The organism is Paracoccus aminophilus JCM 7686 (genome assembly GCF_000444995.1).
Lineage (GTDB): Bacteria > Pseudomonadota > Alphaproteobacteria > Rhodobacterales > Rhodobacteraceae > Paracoccus > Paracoccus aminophilus.
On the sequence record NC_022041.1, the window covers coordinates 3,379,484 to 3,396,692 of the forward strand.

The following is a 17,209-nucleotide window of genomic DNA, read 5'->3' on the forward strand; positions in this document are numbered from 1 at the left end:
TCCAGCCGAGGTTCGCCATGACCGCCGAATTCGCCCCTTCCTCCGCCCCCAGCCTGCCGCTCTGGCTGATCCGATCCGGCGAAACCGGCCCGGTTTTTCCCGAGCAGATCGGACCAGAGGCGCGGGCCTGGGCGAAGGCCTCGGGCTTTGCCGCGCGACCGGGCCAGATCTGCCTCTTGCCCGGCGCGGATGGCGCGCTGCTGGGCGCGCTTTACGGTCTGGGCGCGGCGCCCCAACCCGGCGCGCGGCCCGCACGCGAACGCTATCCGCTGGCCCGCGCCGCCGATGCTTTGCCCGGCGGCAACTGGCGGCTGGAAAACGTGCCCGATGATCTCGATCTGACGACCGCTGCGCTCAGCTGGCTGCTCGCGAATTACCGCTTCGACCGCTACAAAAAGGCCGAACCGGCGCGCGCCCATCTGGTCGCTCCGGCGGGTGTCGACGAGGCGCGCGTGCTGGCGATGGCGGCGGGCGAATATCTGGCGCGCGATCTCATCAACACGCCGACCTCGGATCTCGGCCCCGATGAGCTTGAGGCGGCGGCGCGCGATCTCACGGCCCGTCATGGCGGCGAGATCACCGTGATCGCGGGCGATGAGCTGCTCGCTCAGAATTTCCCGATGATTCATGCGGTCGGACGCGCCTCAGCCTTTGCACCGCGCCTGATCGACATCCGTTTTCCGGGCGAAGGCCCCAAGGTCACGCTGGTCGGCAAGGGCGTCTGTTTCGACACCGGCGGGCTCGACATCAAGCCGCCGTCCTCGATGCTTTTGATGAAGAAGGACATGGGCGGCGCAGCCTCTGTCATGGGCCTGACCGAGATGCTCGCCCGCCTTGGCGTCACCCGCCAGATCAGCCTGCGCGTGCTCTTGCCGGTCGTCGAAAACTCGATCTCCGCCAATGCTTTCCGGCCCGGAGACGTGCTGACCAGCCGCAAGGGCCTGACCGTCGAGGTCAACAACACCGATGCCGAAGGCCGCCTGATCCTTGCCGATGCCTTGGCCTTGGCCGAGGAAGAAGCGCCCGATTTCCTCGTCTCGATGGCGACGCTGACCGGGGCGGCTCGGGTCGCGCTTGGCCCCGATCTGCCGCCCTTCTATTGCGACGACGACCGCATTGCCGGGGCGATCCAATCCGCTGGGATGCGCGCCGCTGATCCGATCTGGCGCATGCCCTTCTGGGAGCCCTATGAATCCCAGATCGAGCCGCAGATCGCCGATCTCGACAATGCGCCTTCGGGCGGCTTCGCGGGCTCGATCACGGCGGCGCTGTTCTTGCGCCGCTTCACCACGGGCGCCAAGACCTATGCGCATTTCGACATCTACGGCTGGCAGCCCAGTGCCGCGCCGGGCCGTCCGAAAGGCGGCACCGGTCAGGCCATGCGCGCCTTGCTTGACGCTCTTCCCGAAATCCTGAAATGACCGCTGACATGAGCCAGATCGCCCCCAATCTCACCGACCGCCGCCTGACCCCCGCGACCGACCGCGTTGCGCTCGACAGCCTGAAAGGCCTGCTCGAGCGGCCCGCCTATGTTCCGGGCGAGCCCGCGCGGATCAAGGTCATGGTCACCGATATCTGGCGCGCCATCGGCGGCGCGCGCGATCGCCAGATCAACTACGGCGCCGATGTCACCGTGATCGAAGAGCGCGACGGCTGGAGCTTTATCCAAGCGGCGCAGGACGGCTATTGCGGCTGGGTCTCGTCGGAGGTCCTGACCCGCGATCTGCCGCCGATCACCCATCGGCTGGCCGTGCCCGCCTCGCAGATCTATGCCGAGGCGGATCTGAAATCGCGCGATATCGGCACGCTGTCGCTTGGCGCGCGCCTGTCCGTCGTCGGGACCAAGGGCCATTTCGCCGAGCTTGCCACCGGCGGCTGGGTCCCCGCGATGCATCTAAGCGCGACCCCGGCCACCGATCCCGGCGATGTCGCCGAAACCCTGCGCGGCACGCCCTATCTTTGGGGCGGCAACAGCCGCATCGGGATTGATTGCTCGGGCTTTGCGCAGGCCTCGCTGGTCGCTTGCGGCATCCTCTGCCCCGGCGACAGCGACATGCAGGAAAAGAGCTTCCCCAAGGTCGAGGGCGAGTTCCAGCGCGGCGATCTGTTGTTCTGGCCGGGCCATGTCGCCATGGCACTTGATGCGACGCGGATGATCCATTCGACCGGTTTCGTCATGGGCGTCATCATCGAAAACACCGCCGAGGCGATCGCGCGCATTGATGCCGCGGGCGACGGCCCCTTCCTTGGCGCGCGCCGCCCGGACCGCACCAAGCGCATCGCCTTCCCGTAAGGCCTTCACGCGAACAGATCGCGGCAGGCGCGACAATCCGCCCCGCAAGGCAGAGGGATCCCCCCTTTGCCCTGCGGCGTCTTGGCTGCATGATGGTCTGACCCATGCAAAGGAGGACGGAAGGATGAAACGCCTCGCCGCTATTCTGCTGGCCCTGCTCGCCACCCCCGCATTCGCAGATTTCAACGACGCGCCCCCGAATGCGCCGGACCAGAAGCCTGCTTTCCCGGATCAGACCCGCGCGCCGGTGCTGGCCCCGGCCCTTTCGCTGAAGGTGCAGCCGCTGGTTCAAGGGCTCGAACATCCCTGGGGCATGGCCTTTCTGCCTGATGGCGCGATTCTCGTGACCGAGCGTCCCGGCCGGATGCGCCTGATCGGGCCCGACAATCACGTCAGCGCGCCGCTGACCGGCCTGCCGCCGGTCGATGCCCGCAATCAGGGCGGGCTTCTCGATGTCGCGGTCCGCCCGGATTTCGCCAAGACCCGCCAGCTCTGGTGGAGCTATGCCGAGCCCCATCCCGACGGCACCACCAACACCGCCGTCGCGACCGGCACGCTCTCGGCAGATGGCACCGCGGTTGAGAATGTGCGGGTGATCTTTCACCAGCAACCCGCCTGGGCCTCGACGCTGCATTACGGCTCGCGGCTGGTCTTTGACCGGCAGGGGATGCTTTTTGTCACCACCGGCGAGCGCTCGCTGCCCGAGCCGCGCAAACTTGCGCAGGATCTGACCACCGATCTCGGCAAGGTCATCCGCATCGACCCCGAGACCGGCGCCCCTGCCCCCGGCAATCCGCGCTTTTCGGGCGTCGAGGCGCGTCCCGAGATCTGGTCCTATGGCCATCGCAACCTGCAAGGCGCGGCGCTCGATCCCGCGACCGGCGCGCTCTGGACGGTCGAGCACGGGCCCAGAGGCGGCGATGAGCTGAACCGACCCGAGGCAGGCAAAAACTACGGGTGGCCGCTCATCACCTATGGCGAGGATTACAGCGGCAAGCCGATCGGCAAGGGCCAGACCGCCGCGCCGGGACTGGAGCAGCCGGTCTATTACTGGGATCCGGTGATCGCGCCCTCGGGCATGGTCTTTTATGAGGGCGCGATGTTTCCCGAGATGAAAGGCGACATCCTGATCGGCGGCTTGCGCGGCGAGGCGGTGGTGCGGCTCAAGATGTCGCAGGGCCGCGTCGTGGGCGAGCAGCGTCTGCTTGAGGGCATCGGTCGGGTGCGCGATGTCGCGGTCGCGCCCGATGGGGCAATCTATCTGCTGACCGATGCCGACAAGGGCGCGCTGATCCGGGTCACGCGCAACTGAGCGCTGCCTGATCCGGCAGTGGGGGCCAAGATCCCTGCGCGGTCAGACCGGATGCTGGATCCGGTCGGCCTCGTCTTCGGGGGAGAGGCCAAGCGCCGCCAGCCCGACCTCGAGGAAATCAGCCAACTGCGGCTCGGCGGTCAGATAATCGCCCGGCCGTTCGCCGCGTTCGGCCTGCGCGGTCTCGAAAGCCTCGGAAAGCTCGTCCGGCAGGAAGGTCTCACGACCGACCCACATGATCGCGACCAGCCCCGCAAGCTCATCGGCATTGAGCCCGTCGAGAAACTCGCGCAGCTCGGCGCGGGCGGCATTGCCATGGGCGCTGTCAGCCTCGCGGGCCAGCAAGATGACGAAGGCGATCTTATCGGCGGTGACGTGAAGCATCGGACCCTCCTGCTGCCATGTTGAGCCAATGGGACCATCCGTCAAGCGCCGTCAGCGCCCAAACAGCCGCTCGATATCGGAAAGCTTCAGCTCGACCCAGGTCGGGCGCCCATGGTTGCACTGACCCGAGCGCGGCGTCCGCTCCATCTCGCGCAGAAGCGCATTCATCTCCTCCGCGCTCATCCGCCGCCCCGAGCGGACCGAGCCGTGGCAAGCCATCGACGAGAGCACTGCATCGACCCGCGCCTTCAGCCGATCCGAGGCGCCCTGATCGGCGAGATCGTCCAGAATGTCGCGGATCAGCCCCTTGGCGTCGAGCTTGCGCAGCAGCGCGGGCACCTCGCGCACGGCAATCGCGCCGCCGCCGAAGGGCTCGATGACCAGCCCAAGCCCGGCGAGCTCGTCGGCAATCGCCAAAATCCGCGCGGCATCGCCTTCGGAAAGCTCGACGATTTCGGGGATCAGCAGTGCTTGCGCGGCAATGCCCCGGCTTTCGGCCTGCGCCTTCAGCCGCTCATAGACCAGCCGCTCATGCGCCGCATGTTGGTCGACGATGATGAAACCGTCGCGGGTCTGCGAGACGATCCAGTTTTCGTGCAACTGCGCCCGTGCCGCCCCCAAGGGCGCGTCATCGGGCACGGCGGTCTCGGGCTCGACACGGGCCGAGGCGGTGGCAAAGCCCGCCGCGTCAGCAAATCCCGGCGCTTCGGCAAAGCCCGGCATCTCGGGCGGGGCCTGAAAGGCAAAGGCCGTGCTGACCGCCTCGGCCGAGGGACGCGGCGCGGACCATGACGGCGCGGGGCGGTAATCGGACTGATAGGCCGGGCGCAGCAGCGGCTGATCGGCAAAGGGCTCGGGCCGGGCGACGTTCAGCACCGCAGCCCCTCCGGTCGAGGAGGCGCGATGCCCCGCCCCGGCCAAGGCATGGCGCAGGGCCGAGACCACCAGCCCGCGCGCGGCATCGGGCTCGCGGAAGCGAACCTCGGCCTTGGCGGGATGGACGTTCACATCGACCGAATGGGGGTCGCAGGTCAGAAAGAGCACCGCCGCCGGATGCCGGCCGCCCGCGAGCACATCCATATAGCCCGCGCGCAGGGCTCCGGTCAGCAGCTTGTCGCGGACCGGGCGGCCATTCACGAAGAGATGCTGCGCCACCGCCGTGCCGCGCGAATAGGTCGGCAAGGCCGCAAATCCGGTCAGGGTCAGCGCGTCGCGGGTCGCGTCGATCGGCAAAGCATTGTCGATGAAATCGCGCCCCATCACCCGCTCGAGCCGGGTTTGCAGCGCGCCAAAGAGCTCGCCCTGTTCGGCATCGGCGCGAAAGAGCACCCGGCCCTCGTCCTCATCGGTCAGGGTGAAGGCGACATAGGGCTCGGCCATGGCGAGGCGGCGGATGGTCTCGATGACGGCCTGCGTCTCGGCCCGGTCCGAGCGCATGAATTTGAGCCGCGCCGGCGTCGCGAAAAAGAGATCGCGCAGCTCGACCACAGTGCCGCGATTGCCCGCCGCCGGGCGAACCTCGCCGCCGCGCCCGCCCGCGACGGTGATCTGCGCCGCGTCATGGCCCTCGGCGCGGCTGGTGATCGTCAGCCGGCCGACCGCGCCAAGGCTGGGCAGCGCCTCGCCGCGAAAGCCGAAACTGCGGATGTCGAGCAAATCCGAGCCGTCGATCTTCGAGGTCGCGTGACGCGACAACGCCAGCGGCAGGTCGGCGCCGGTCATGCCCCAGCCGTCGTCGCTGACGCGGATCAAGGCTTTGCCGCCCTTGGAAATCGCCACGCCAATCCGGCTCGCGCCCGCGTCGAGCGCGTTCTCGACCAGCTCTTTCACCGCCGAAGCGGGTCGCTCGACCACCTCTCCGGCGGCGATCCGGTTGGCAGCGGATTCGTCGAGCTGACGGATGACAGGACGTATTTGGGGGGTCTCGCTTTTCATACCGCGAAATATAGCAGAGCCAGAGACAGGCGGAAGGAATTTCCACCCGGCGGCACATTCAGACGGAACTGATCGGGCAGGATTCGCGCTTCTTTCAGACAAGTCGTTCAAATTAGCGGAGAACAGCAATGAAAAAGACAGTCGTCTTCCTGCTTTGCGGCGTCACCCTGACCCTCGCCGCTTGCGGGCCGAATACGGCCACCCGGGCCACCACCGGCGCGGCCACCGGAGCCGTCGTGGCGGGCCCAGTCGGCGCGGTTGCAGGGGCTGCTTTGGGCGGCACCGGCGCGGTTCGCGTCAAGTAACCGCAGCCCCCAATCACCAATCATCAATCGCGTCTCAGATCTCGGCGGCTCCGGGGGCTTTCCCCCGGAACCGGCCCTTGGCTGGGTTGCCGGTCAGTTCGTTGCCGCTTCCGGCTCTTTGGCCGGGGCGGCGTCGCTGGCGGTCGTGGCCGAGGCCCCCGCAACACCGACCGGACGGCCGACCAGCACGAAGCGCAGATCGGGCGAATGCAGCATCCGCGCCGCGACCCGTTTCACGTCATCTGCCGTCACCGCTTCGATCTTGGCGTTGCGGGTGTTGACGTAATCGGCGGGCAGGCCGACCAGCTGCATTCCGGCGAGAATCCCCGAGATCTTGGAGTTACCGTCAAAGCGCAACGGGTATTCCCCGGTCAGATAAGTCTTGGCATTGTCGAGCTCTTTCTCGGTCACGCCCTGCGCCATGCGGTCCCATTCGGTCTTGGTCAGCTCGACCGCCTCGGCGACCTTGTCATTGGCCGAGGCCATGCCACCGCGCCACAGATCGCCGTAAAGCCCGTTGTCGAGCGTCGTGCTGACGCCATAGGTCAGGCCGCGCTTTTCGCGGATCTCATCCATCAGCCGCGAGGAAAACCCGCCGCCGCCCAGAATGAAATTCGCAACATAGGCCGAGAAATAATCCGGATCGCTCATCGGCAGACCGGCCTGCGCAAAGCTGACGATGGTCTGGGGGCTGTCCCAATCGATGACCGTGGTGCCGCCGGTCAGCCCCAGTTTCGCGGGCTGGGGCAAGGGTGCGGTGCCGGTCGCGGGCAGATCGCCCAGAACCTTGTCGAGCAGCGCGCCCAGCTCGGCCCCGGTGATGTCGCCCGCGGCAGAAACCAGCACGCGGTCGCGGGCCAGCACGCGGTTCTTGGCATCCAGCAGATCGTCACGCGTCAGCTTGCCGACCGTCTCCAGCGTGCCGTTGATCGAGCTGCCATAGGGGTGGTCGCCCCAAGCCTGCCGCGCCATTTCCTTCGCCGCAATCGAGGAGGGATCGGTGTTTTCCGAACGGATCGCCAGCTCGACCTGCGAGCGCACGCGGTCAATCGCCTCTTGGTCAAAGCGCGGCGTGGTCAAGGCGGTTTTCAGCACATCCGCGACCTCATCGCGGTTGTCGGTCAGAGCGCGGGCGGTCACGATCAGGGCGTCATCGCCCACGTCGAAATTCACATCCGCGCCGAGCTCTTCGATCTTCTGGGCGAATTGGGTCGAGTTCATCTCGCCCGCGCCCTCTTCGAGCGTCGCGGTCATCAGATTGATCGCCCCACGCTTTTCGGGCGCATCAAGGCTCGCGCCGCCTTTGAACATCAAGGTGAAGGCGGTGAAGGGGATCGAGTGATCCTCGACCAGCCAGGCCTTGACGCCGCCCGGAGACGTGACCTGCTGGATCTCGATCGCGCCAGCGGGCAGGCTCGCGAGCAGAAGGAAGCAGAGAGATGCGAAGCTGCGGCGGATCATTGGGCCACCTCCTGAGTCGAGTTGAGCGGCGCATTGGCCGGAGCCGCAGGCGCGTCAGCCGCAGCGGTCGCGTCAGCCGGGCCTGCGGGCAAAAGCCAGCCCGTCACCGAGGCCTTACTGGTCAGCACCTTCTCCGCCGCGGCGCGGATGTCATCGACCGTCACCGCCGCGAGAATCGTCGGCCAGTCGTTCACATCCTCGACCGACAGACCGACCGCCAGACCCTGCCCGTAATCATAGGCGCGGCCATGGGCGGAATCCTGTTTGTAGACCTGCGCCGCGCGGATCTCGGTTTTGACGCGTTCAAGCTGGGCGGGATCGGGGCCGTCCTTGAGGAAATCGGCCAAAGCCTGATCGAGTGCCGCTTCGGCGTCCGCATTGCTGACCCCCGGCCCCGGCATCAGCGTGATCGCGAAGGTGGTCGGATCGACCGACATCCCGTCATAGGAGACGCCCGCATAAAGCGCCTTGCCGGGCAGGACGACCTTTTGCGCCAGCACCGAGGTCTGGGCAGAACCGCCCAGCAATTCGGCCAGAAGCGTCAAAGCGGCGGCCTCTTTCTGATCGCCGGGCTTGCGCTGCGCGGCCAGAATCGTGCGCACCATGCTCGGCTGCGGCACGCGAGCGTCGACGCGCTCCATCCGGCGGGGTGAGGCCTGTTCGGGCTCTTGCGGGCGCGCTTTGCGCGGCGCATCGGGTTTGGCCGGGATCGGGCCGTAATATTTCTCGGCCAATTGGCGGACCTTTTCAGCCGAGACATCGCCCGCCACCACCAGAACAGCGGCATTCGGGGCGTAATGGCGGCTGTACCAATCCAGCGCGTCGTCGCGGGTCAGCCCCTCCATCTCTTGGCGCCAGCCGATCACCGGGCGGCCATAGGGGCTGTTGTAATACTGAACCGCATTGCGCTCTTCGCCAAAGAGCGCCGAGGGATCGCTGTCGGTGCGCTGCGCGCGTTCGGCCAGCACGACCTGACGCTCGGCCTGCCAATCATCGGGGCCGATGCGCAGATTTTCCATGCGGTCGGATTCCATCTCCATGATCAGCGGCAGGCGGTCACTGGCGATGCGCTGGAAATAGGTGGTGAAATCATAGCTGGTGAAGGCATTGTCCATGCCGCCATTGGCGGTCACGGTTTTCGACAGCTCGCCGGGCGCGAGCTTTTCCGTGCCCTTGAACATCAGATGCTCGAGGTAATGCGCAATCCCGGATTTGCCTGCGGTTTCATCGGCAGAGCCGATCTTATACCACACCATTTGCACGACGACCGGGGCGCGGTGGTCTTCGATGACCACGGCCTCCAGCCCGTTCGGCAAGGTGAAATGACTGATCCCCTTCGGCATCTCTGCAAAGGCCGGGGCGGCAGAGACCAGAAGGGCGAGGGCGGCAAGACGCATGAAGATGCTCCGGTTCGGATAGTCTCGCCAAACCTGCCCCGCCGCCCCGGGCAGGGCAAGGCCACGCGCTGTCATCAAAGCGTGAACCCGTGACAAAAGACGCAAAAGGAGGCGCAAGCGCCCCCTTTTTCGATCCTCAGCGGGCTGCGCCGATCACTTGCGCATGTGATCGGGGGCCTGTGCTTTCTTCGGTGCGGTCACGGCCCCGGTCGCGCTATAGCCGCGCGGCGGTGCCGAAGGGGTCTGCACGCCGGTGGTGCGCCAACGCTCGATCTCGGTCCAGCTGTCGAGCGTCATCGGCTCATAGGCGCGGTAATAGACATTGGTATGGGCGATGACTTCGAGCAGGCGGCGCGAGTGGCGGCTGCGCCAGGCGAGATCTTCCTGCGCGGTCACTTGCCGGATATTGCCCTCGCGGCCAAGTCGGCCGGTATAGGCGAGAAGCGCGCCATCGGCCGCGCCGACGCCCTGCGCCGAAAGCTGGGCCGGATTGCCGCCAAGCGCCGCGACCGCATCGGCCGCCGGGGTCGGGTCGGTGATGTTCGAGCCGCCCGGCGTCGGCGCAGGCAGCGCGTTCAGATCGGTCGGGATCGTCAGCGGCTTGGTCGGCACGATCGCAAATTCATCGGGTCCGCGCTGATCCGATTTGATGCTCATCAGATGCGGATCGGTGCTACACGCCGCCAGCGTCAGCATGGTCATCGTCAGCAGAGTTGCCCGCAGCCGCATCGTCACGTCCCTTTCGCCCGTTTGAGCCCTTCTAGCGTTATTTGCCCGCCCCGTCACGGGTCTTATCGTCGGCTTTGCTGCGCGACGACGTGCTCTTGCCGACAGGCTTTGCGCCTGCCGCTGTCGCGCTGTTTCCTGCGGACTTCGCCGCCGCTTTGGCACTGGTCTTTGCCGCGGGTTTGGTCTCGGCCTCGCCCGCCGTCTCGCTGCGCTCGCGCCGCAGCGGCGGTTGCAGGAAAAGCCCCACCGCGCCCGCAAAGATCGCGATATCGGCGACGTTGAAACTATAGGGGTTTTGCCAGCTCGGCAGCGACATGTTCAGGAAATCGGCCACCGCGCCATAGGTCATCCGGTCGATGACATTGCCAAGCGCGCCGCCGATCAAAAGCCCGGCAGAGATCTGCGCAAAGGCCGAATGGACGGTGTTTCGCAGCCAGATCCAGACCCAGACGCAGACCGCGACAGCCACTGCGACCAGCACCCAGCGCATCACTTCGACATCGCTGGCGAAGAGCCCGAAGTTCACCCCCTGATTCCACGCCATGCGCAGATTGAGCCAAGGATAGAACACATCGACTTCGCGCACGCGGTCGAGCTTGAGGATATGGATGACGTAATATTTGAGCAGCTGGTCGATCAGCAAAACACCGATCGCCACCGAAAGCACGCGCCGGGTTTCAGCCCGGGGCGCGGGATCTTCGGTCACCGCCTGCACAGAGCTGCGACCAGAGCCCGAGGCTATGCGCTCGGTCTTCGGCGTCGCGGCTTTGCGCGCGCGGGGCTTCGGGGCCGCCGGGTCGCCAGACTCGGCAGCTTTGGCCACGCGGGGCTTTTTCGGCTTGGGCTCTTGCTCTTCGTCGCTCATGCCGGCCGGTTCTCAGTGGCGGAAATGGCGCTGGCCGGTAAAGACCATGGCAAGACCGCGCTCATCGGCGGCAGCGATGACTTCATCGTCACGCATCGAGCCGCCCGGCTGGATCACCGCAAGCGCGCCGGCATCGGCCAGAGCGATCACGCCATCCGCGAAGGGGAAGAAGGCATCCGAGGCCACGACCGCGCCTTGCGTCAGCGGCTGGGCCAGACCCAGCGCCTCAGCCATGTCCTGCGCCTTGCGCTGCCCGATCCGGGTCGAATCGATGCGGCTCATCTGGCCCGCGCCGATCCCGACCGTTGCCAGATCCTTGGCATAGACGATCGCATTCGACTTGACGTGTTTGGCGACGGTCCAGGCGAAGAGCAGATCCTTCAGCTCGGCCTCGGTCGGCTGACGCTTGGTCACGACCTTGAGGTCGGCAGGCCGGATCACGCCATTGTCCCGGCCCTGCACCAGAAAGCCACCCGCGACCTGACGGAAGGTGTCGCCCGCCGCCGCCGGATCAGGCAGGCCGCCGGTGGTCAGCAGACGCAGGTTTTTCTTCGCCGCAAAGATCTCGCGCGCTTCATCGGTCGCATCGGGGGCGATGACGACTTCGGTGAAGATCTCGGTGATCGCGCGGGCGGTTTCAGCGTCGAGCGTCGTGTTCAGCGCGATGATCCCGCCAAAGGCCGAGGTCCGGTCGCAGTCGAAGGCGCGGCGATAGGCCTCGCCCGCGCTGGCGCCAGTCGCCACACCGCAGGGATTCGCGTGCTTGATGATCGCGACCGCCGGGCCCTTGGCCGGGTCGAATTCGGCGACCAGCTCAAAGGCGGCATCGGTGTCGTTGATGTTGTTGTAGGAAAGTTCCTTGCCCTGCCATTGCTTGGCCGTCGCCACACCGGCCCGGTTCGAGCCGTCGGTGTAGAAAGCCGCCGCCTGATGCGGGTTCTCGCCATAGCGCAGGGTCTGGGCCAAGGTGCCAGCAAAAGCGCGGCGGCGCGGGGTTTCCTCGCCAATCGCCTTTGCCATCCAGGTGGACACAGCCGCATCATAGGCCGCCGTGCGCGCATAGGCAGTCTGGGCGAGCTTCTGGCGGAAGCTATAGGTGGTGTCGCCGTCGTTCGCGTTCAGCTCTGCCAGCAGAGCGGCATAGTCCTGAACATCGGTGATGACGCTGACGAATGCGTGGTTTTTCGAGGCCGCGCGGATCATCGCCGGGCCGCCGATATCGATATTCTCGATACAGGTGTCGTAATCGGCACCTTTCGCCACGGTTTCCTCGAACGGGTAGAGGTTCACGACCAGAAGGTCGATCATCCCGATCTCATGGGTCGCGGCCGCGGCCATATGCTCGTCATTGTCGCGCAGGGCCAGAAGGCCGCCGTGAACCACCGGATGCAGCGTCTTGACGCGGCCATCCATCATCTCGGGGAAGCCGGTGACATCGGCCACGTCGATCACGGTCAGGCCCGCCTCGCGCAGGCTTTTCGCCGTGCCGCCGGTCGAGAGGATTTCGATCCCCCGCGCGGAAAGGTCACGGGCGAACTCGACCAGACCGGTCTTGTCGGAAACGGAAATCAACGCGCGGCGCATCGGAACGCGGTCACTCATCGGCAGGGCCCCCAATTTGTGTTGGCCTCACCTACCCTCTGCCCGCGCCAAGGTCCAGCCAATCTGCATCGCCTGCCCGGTCAAGACCGCGGTAAGGACGATCTGCCGCGTCGGAACCGGCCCGGCTTGCGCGGGATCCAGCCAACAGGAGGGCTCGATGCGCAGTTCCGCCGTGCCGTCATGCGAGAAATACCAGTCATCGCCATGGGCCAGCCGCAGATGAACGAAATCGCCCTCGACCTCGGGCGTGACCTCGGCGTGCAGGTGGAAGCGCAGGTCAAAACCGATGCCCGCACGACCCGCATCGCTGACGATCTCGGCCAGCCGGGCCTGCGCGACCTCGTCGAGCGCCGCGATCGAATCCTCGCCGTCCAGCACGAAGCCGTCGGGATCGAGCCAAAGCTCGCGCAGATGGCTGAGCCCGTGACTGGCCATCCAGCCGTCATGGCCCGCCAGCATATGGGCGACGGTGCCGGAATGAGGCAGGCCGAAATCCGGCCCGATCAGGCGGCCCTGCCCGTCATAATCCCCGGCCCAGACATTCTCCGGGCGCTGGGTCAGCACATCGGGCGCCGCGCCGGGATCGCCCGCCGCCGGACCCAGCCGCGACGAGGACAGCCCGGCCAGACAAAGCGTCGAATGGCAGGGCGTCGCCCGGCTCGCCCGCGCCCAGATCGGGCCAAAGCCCATGCCCGGGCCGCAGGACACGATGAGCGGCTGGCGCGCGACCGTCATCTCGAAGGCCAGCGTCGAGGCGTGCCCCGTCGCCGCAGCCACCCCGGTCGGCGGCGCCGCCGCGTCAAGGATCACCGTCGTGCGCCCGCGCACCATCCGCGCAAAGCCCATCGCCTGACCGCGCGCCGAGACCGCGGGGCCGGGCGCCGCGCGCAGGCAATGGTCAAGCCGCCCCGGCACGCCGCGTCCGCCGCCGTGAAACTGCGGCAACGCGCCATCGGCATGGCGTAGCGCGCGCAGGCTTGGCGCCATCTCGCCGACGCTTGCGAGAAGCTGCGGCGGGGCCTCGATCCCGGCCTCACTCGCGGCCTCGACCGTCCAGACCAGCAGCGTGCAGGCATCGAGCAGGGATTCGGGCGAGCGCGGCTGCATCAGCGTCTCGGCCCCCATCGCCTCGGCCTCTTCGCCAAGCGCGATCAGCGCGGGCATGACCAGATGTTCGGCGCCGCGCAGATAGATGGTGGCGACGGCCAGACCAGCCAAAGTTTCCAGCCGGGGTTTGCCGTCGGGGCTGGTGTGCCAATGCTCGGCCAGAAAGTTCACATGCTTTTCAAGCGATTCGAAAAACGGCTCCGAGCCGTTGCGATCAAGGCCGGGCAGGACCATGCCGGAATGGAAGATCCAGCGCAGCACGCGCTTGCCCGCAACCTCGGGCGCCCATTCGACCGCGCCCGGCGCGGCCTCGGGGTGATCGGCGATCCAGTCGAGCACGCGGCGCTGGACCACCGCCCGCGCCGGATGGCTGGCCAGAGCCGCCAGATCATCGAGCCAGCCAAAGCCGTGCAATTCGCTTGCGACATTGACCGGAAGCCCGGGCGTGGCAAAGGGATCGCCCTTGAGCACATGCCCGGCGAGCTGAAGCTCTCCGCCCAGAATCTGGCTGCCACGATCGACATTGCCGATCGCCTTGGGTTCAGGCCGGTGCACGAAGCCTCGGGCCGGAGATGGGGTCGGAGGCAAATCGTTCATGGCCGCCCGGAAAATTGGATGCGTTGAGATTAGGTTGCGTCGGCAGCAAGGCGCAAGCGCGCGATGTAAAACCCGTCCATTCCGCCACGCTCGGGCCACAGATCCGGGCGCAGCCGCAGCCCGCCCTCGGGCGTGATCCATTCGGGCGCAATGCCGGGCACGGTCGGCGGCTCGACCGTCAGGCCGGGATGGCGCGCCAAAGCGGCGCGGATCTGCTCTTCGCCCTCGGCTGGCAGAAGCGAGCAGGTCGCATAGACCAGCCGCCCGCCGGGTTTGAGCTGTTCGAGCGCATGGTCGATCAGCTCGGCCTGAAGCGCGACGATCTCGGGGATCTCGGTATCGTCGCGGATGAGCGGCAGATCGGGATGGCGGCGAATCGTGCCGGTCGCCGAACAGGGCGCATCGAGCAGCACCGCATCCAGAGGCGCCTCGGCCTGCCATTCCAGCGCGTCACTGGCGACAAGCGTCGCCGACAGCCCGCAGCGCGCCAGATTTTCCGCGACACGCGCTAAGCGATGCTCGGAAATGTCGATGGCGGTGACCTCGGCGCCTGCGGCTGCAAGCTGCATGGTCTTGCCGCCCGGCGCGGCACAAAGATCGGCGATTCGCTCGCCCGGACGTGGATCGAGGATGACCGCCGCCAGCGCGGCCGCCGCATCCTGCACCCACCAATCGCCCGCCTCATAGCCCGCCAGCGCCGAGACCTGCGTCCCAACCGGCAAGCGGTGCGAGCCGGTCGGCAGCGCCTCGCCCGGCGCTTCACGCCCCGGCTTCGCGGTCAGATCAAGCGATGCGCCCGCCTCATGGGCGGCCTCGATCGCCTGCGCGACCTCTTCGCCCCAAGCGGCGACCACGGGCTCGCGCAGCCAATCGGGCATCTCTTGCGGCGTGAGGCTCGCCCAAAGCGCGCCTTCATCGGCAACCTTGCGCAGCACCGCATTGACCATGCCTGCCGCTGCCTGCCCCTTCTGGCCCATGCCACGCGCCAGAGCGACAGCGGCATTGACGACGCCGTGGGGCGCCTCGCCCAAGGCCAACAGTTCGACCGTGGCCAGACGCAGCAGCATCAGGATTTCAGGGCGCGGACGGCGGGCGAGATGCTTGTCCAGCACCGGCTCAAGCCGTCCGACCCGGCGCAGGGTTTCCAGCGCAAGTCGGCGGGCTCGGGCCTTTTCGGCCGGGGCCAGACGCTCGATCACGCCCGCGGCCTCGTCCAGCGTCTGGCCGGTGGCCACCGCGTCGAGCAGCCGCAAAGCGCCCGCACGTGAGCGGTCGGGGCGTGGTTTGTCCCCGCCAGCGCCGGTGACAGCGCCCATCCCTGCGCCACTGCGCGCGGGCTTGCCCTGATCGCTGCGCCGTTTGCCCGCGCCTTGCGCGCCCGATCCTTTGCCGTGCTTGTCCAAAACCGACCCCATGCCTAGATTGAACCTCTCTAGCCCCAAGCGGAAGAAACCGCCATGACCGACCCGACGCCCAAAGACATTCCCGCAGCCGCCCAGCGCGCCCTCGCTGAAGCCGAAGAGCGCCGCAAAAATGCCAAACCGTTGAATCTGCCGACCGAGCTTGGCGGACGTGATGGCCCCGAGCCCGTGCGCTACGGCGATTACGAGCGCAAGGGAATCGCGGTCGATTTCTGATCCGAACCCCGCAAGCCTCTTTGGCGCCATGGCCCGCCCGTCATAAGCGCGTCACGATTCTCGCAAAACCGTGACCGGGGTTTTTGGTCTCGTTTACTTGCCATTGGGTATCCCGGTAGAAGAGTGACGCCGGAACACGCACCCGCCTGACGAGGAACGAAACCGCATGCCCTGCCGCAAGATGATCCGGTGGCCTCTGGCCGCCGCGACGATCGCGATCCTGATCGCCAGCCAATCCCTCGGACAGGGCTTTCCGGGCGGACGGGGCGGAGGCGGCGGCAAGGGTGGTCCGCAGGGGCCGCGCGATGTCGGCACCATCACGGTGACGCAGGAAGATGTCCCCTATGTCGTGACCCTGCCGGGCCGCGCCGTCGCCTTTCAGGAAACCGGCATCCGCCCGCAGGTCGGCGGAGAGCTGCGCGAGGTGGTCTATCACCCCGGCCAGCCGGTGAAGATCGGCGATGTGCTGTTCCGCATTGACCCCGAAACGCTGGCCGCCGCGCTGTCTGCCGCAGAAGCGCAGGTGTCGGGGGCCGAGGCCAGCCTGTCTTCGGCGCAGGCCACGGTCGAGCGCTATCGCAAGCTGGAACGCTCCAGCGTCAGCTCGGTCGATCTGACCAATGCCGAGGTCTCGCTGAAACAGGCGCAGGCCCAACTCAAATCCGCCGAGGCCGCTCGCGACACCGCCGCGCTCGCGCTCAAGCGGACCGAGATCACCAGCCCGATCGACGGGATGCCGGATGTGCCGCAGGTCTCGGTCGGGGACATTCTGACCGCGAACCAGGCGGCGGTGCTGACCACGATCACCCAGATTGATCCGATCTATGTCGATGTCACCCAGTCGAGCGCGCGCATTCTCAAGGCGCGCGAAAGGGTCGAGGCGGGCAGCCTCTCGCCCGCGGACGGGTTCGACATGTCGCTGCGGCTGGAAACCGGAGAAGCCTATTCCGGCAAGGGCCAACTGGTGAGCCCGGGCATCACGGTTTCGCCCACCACCGGCACCGTGCCGATCCGGCTGCAATTCGACAATGCGCAAGGGCTGATCCTGCCCGGCCAGTTCCTGCGCGTTGAACTGACCATGGGCCAGACCCGGGCGGTGCTGATCCCGCAACGCGCGACGCGGCGGGCTTCGGACGGGACGCTGACCGCCTTTGTCGCCCGCGACGGCAAGGCGCAGCAAGTGACGCTGACCGAGGCGGGCAGCTATCGCAATTCATGGATCGTGACGCAGGGCATTTCCGAGGGCGAGCAGGTCATTCTCGACGGGCTCGAAAATCTGCGCGTCGGGGCCGAGGTGAAGCCTTTGCCCGTCACCATCGACCAAAACGGCGTCGTGCGAGACAGCGCACCAACCACAGGCGCGGCCACCGATGCACCCGCGGGACAGGCGGGCGCTCCGTCAGGGCAAGGCTCCGACGGGTCTGGCGCGCGCGGCACAAGGGGGGCCGCGCAGCAAAGCGGCACACCTGCCGCCACAACCGCAGCCGAGCCCACGGCAGGAACCACGACCGCTGACGCCCCCGCCGCTGCGAGCGCCACCGACACCGCGCCCGCGCCGGTCGCGCAAGCGCGCAAGGCGGATTGA

The 17,209-nt window shown here is 67.1% G+C and carries 15 protein-coding genes; 6 read left to right on the forward strand and 9 right to left on the reverse strand.

All coding sequences use genetic code 11. The features are described from left to right. The first annotated feature begins 17 nt into the window (after positions 1 to 17). From JCM7686_RS16515 to JCM7686_RS16525, 3 genes are all read left to right on the forward strand, one after another. Positions 18 to 1,421, forward strand: a complete 1,404-nt coding sequence (locus tag JCM7686_RS16515; RefSeq protein ID WP_020951936.1) for a leucyl aminopeptidase family protein — start codon at positions 18 to 20, stop codon at positions 1,419 to 1,421. 8 nt (positions 1,422 to 1,429) lie between these two features. Next, entirely contained in the window at positions 1,430 to 2,293 is an 864-nt protein-coding gene (locus tag JCM7686_RS16520; RefSeq protein ID WP_041527424.1) for a C40 family peptidase, read from the forward strand. Positions 2,294 to 2,417: 124 nt separating this feature from the next. After that, positions 2,418 to 3,605: a PQQ-dependent sugar dehydrogenase gene (locus tag JCM7686_RS16525; protein WP_020951938.1), complete on the forward strand. Its 1,188-nt coding sequence runs from the start codon at positions 2,418 to 2,420 to the stop codon at positions 3,603 to 3,605. Positions 3,606 to 3,647: 42 nt separating this feature from the next. On the opposite strand, the gene JCM7686_RS16530 is transcribed toward JCM7686_RS16525, so the two are convergent. Then, a complete protein-coding gene (locus tag JCM7686_RS16530) occupies positions 3,648 to 3,989 on the reverse strand; it encodes a DUF3775 domain-containing protein (protein WP_020951939.1) in 342 nt (113 codons plus the stop codon). 51 nt (positions 3,990 to 4,040) lie between these two features. After that, positions 4,041 to 5,924 carry a DNA mismatch repair endonuclease MutL gene (gene mutL, locus JCM7686_RS16535; protein WP_020951940.1) on the reverse strand — a complete coding sequence of 628 codons (1,884 nt, stop codon included), beginning with the start codon at positions 5,922 to 5,924 and terminating at the stop codon, positions 4,041 to 4,043. 128 nt (positions 5,925 to 6,052) lie between these two features. On the opposite strand from mutL, the gene JCM7686_RS24830 reads away from it, so the two are divergent. Next, positions 6,053 to 6,229 (forward strand): hypothetical protein, encoded by a 177-nt coding sequence (locus tag JCM7686_RS24830; protein WP_020951941.1) that lies wholly within the window; start codon positions 6,053 to 6,055, stop codon positions 6,227 to 6,229. Positions 6,230 to 6,322: 93 nt separating this feature from the next. Here JCM7686_RS24830 and JCM7686_RS16540 read toward each other — a convergent pair whose 3' ends face one another. From JCM7686_RS16540 to JCM7686_RS16570, 7 genes are all read right to left on the reverse strand, one after another. Beyond that, the gene (locus tag JCM7686_RS16540) at positions 6,323 to 7,690 is read right to left on the reverse strand and encodes a M16 family metallopeptidase (RefSeq protein ID WP_020951942.1); all 1,368 of its coding nucleotides are present in this window, start codon (positions 7,688 to 7,690) and stop codon (positions 6,323 to 6,325) included. Beyond that, the gene (locus JCM7686_RS16545) at positions 7,687 to 9,087 is read right to left on the reverse strand and encodes a M16 family metallopeptidase (RefSeq protein WP_041528041.1); all 1,401 of its coding nucleotides are present in this window, start codon (positions 9,085 to 9,087) and stop codon (positions 7,687 to 7,689) included. Before JCM7686_RS16545 ends, JCM7686_RS16540 begins: the two co-directional genes overlap by 4 nt. Positions 9,088 to 9,240: 153 nt before the next feature. After that, complete coding sequence (locus JCM7686_RS16550; RefSeq protein ID WP_084621192.1) at positions 9,241 to 9,810, reverse strand: DUF3035 domain-containing protein; 570 nt, start codon at positions 9,808 to 9,810, stop codon at positions 9,241 to 9,243. Positions 9,811 to 9,853: 43 nt separating this feature from the next. Further along, on the reverse strand, positions 9,854 to 10,681 hold the full coding sequence (gene lspA, locus JCM7686_RS16555; RefSeq protein WP_020951945.1) for a signal peptidase II: 828 nt from the start codon (positions 10,679 to 10,681) through the stop codon (positions 9,854 to 9,856). 12 nt (positions 10,682 to 10,693) lie between these two features. Continuing rightward, on the reverse strand, positions 10,694 to 12,283 hold the full coding sequence (gene purH, locus JCM7686_RS16560) for a bifunctional phosphoribosylaminoimidazolecarboxamide formyltransferase/IMP cyclohydrolase (protein WP_020951946.1): 1,590 nt from the start codon (positions 12,281 to 12,283) through the stop codon (positions 10,694 to 10,696). Between the two features lie 27 nt (positions 12,284 to 12,310). After that, complete coding sequence (locus tag JCM7686_RS16565; RefSeq protein ID WP_020951947.1) at positions 12,311 to 13,987, reverse strand: heparinase II/III family protein; 1,677 nt, start codon at positions 13,985 to 13,987, stop codon at positions 12,311 to 12,313. Positions 13,988 to 14,016: 29 nt separating this feature from the next. After that, positions 14,017 to 15,303, reverse strand: a complete 1,287-nt coding sequence (locus JCM7686_RS16570) for an RsmB/NOP family class I SAM-dependent RNA methyltransferase (RefSeq protein ID WP_051201679.1) — start codon at positions 15,301 to 15,303, stop codon at positions 14,017 to 14,019. A 141-nt stretch (positions 15,304 to 15,444) separates the two neighbouring features. Here JCM7686_RS16570 and JCM7686_RS16575 point away from each other — a divergent pair, with 141 nt between their 5' ends. Together JCM7686_RS16575 and JCM7686_RS16580 are read left to right on the forward strand one after the other, a co-directional pair. Continuing rightward, entirely contained in the window at positions 15,445 to 15,624 is a 180-nt protein-coding gene (locus tag JCM7686_RS16575) for a DUF1674 domain-containing protein (RefSeq protein WP_041527425.1), read from the forward strand. Positions 15,625 to 15,790: 166 nt separating this feature from the next. Continuing rightward, complete coding sequence (locus JCM7686_RS16580; RefSeq protein WP_020951949.1) at positions 15,791 to 17,209, forward strand: efflux RND transporter periplasmic adaptor subunit; 1,419 nt, start codon at positions 15,791 to 15,793, stop codon at positions 17,207 to 17,209.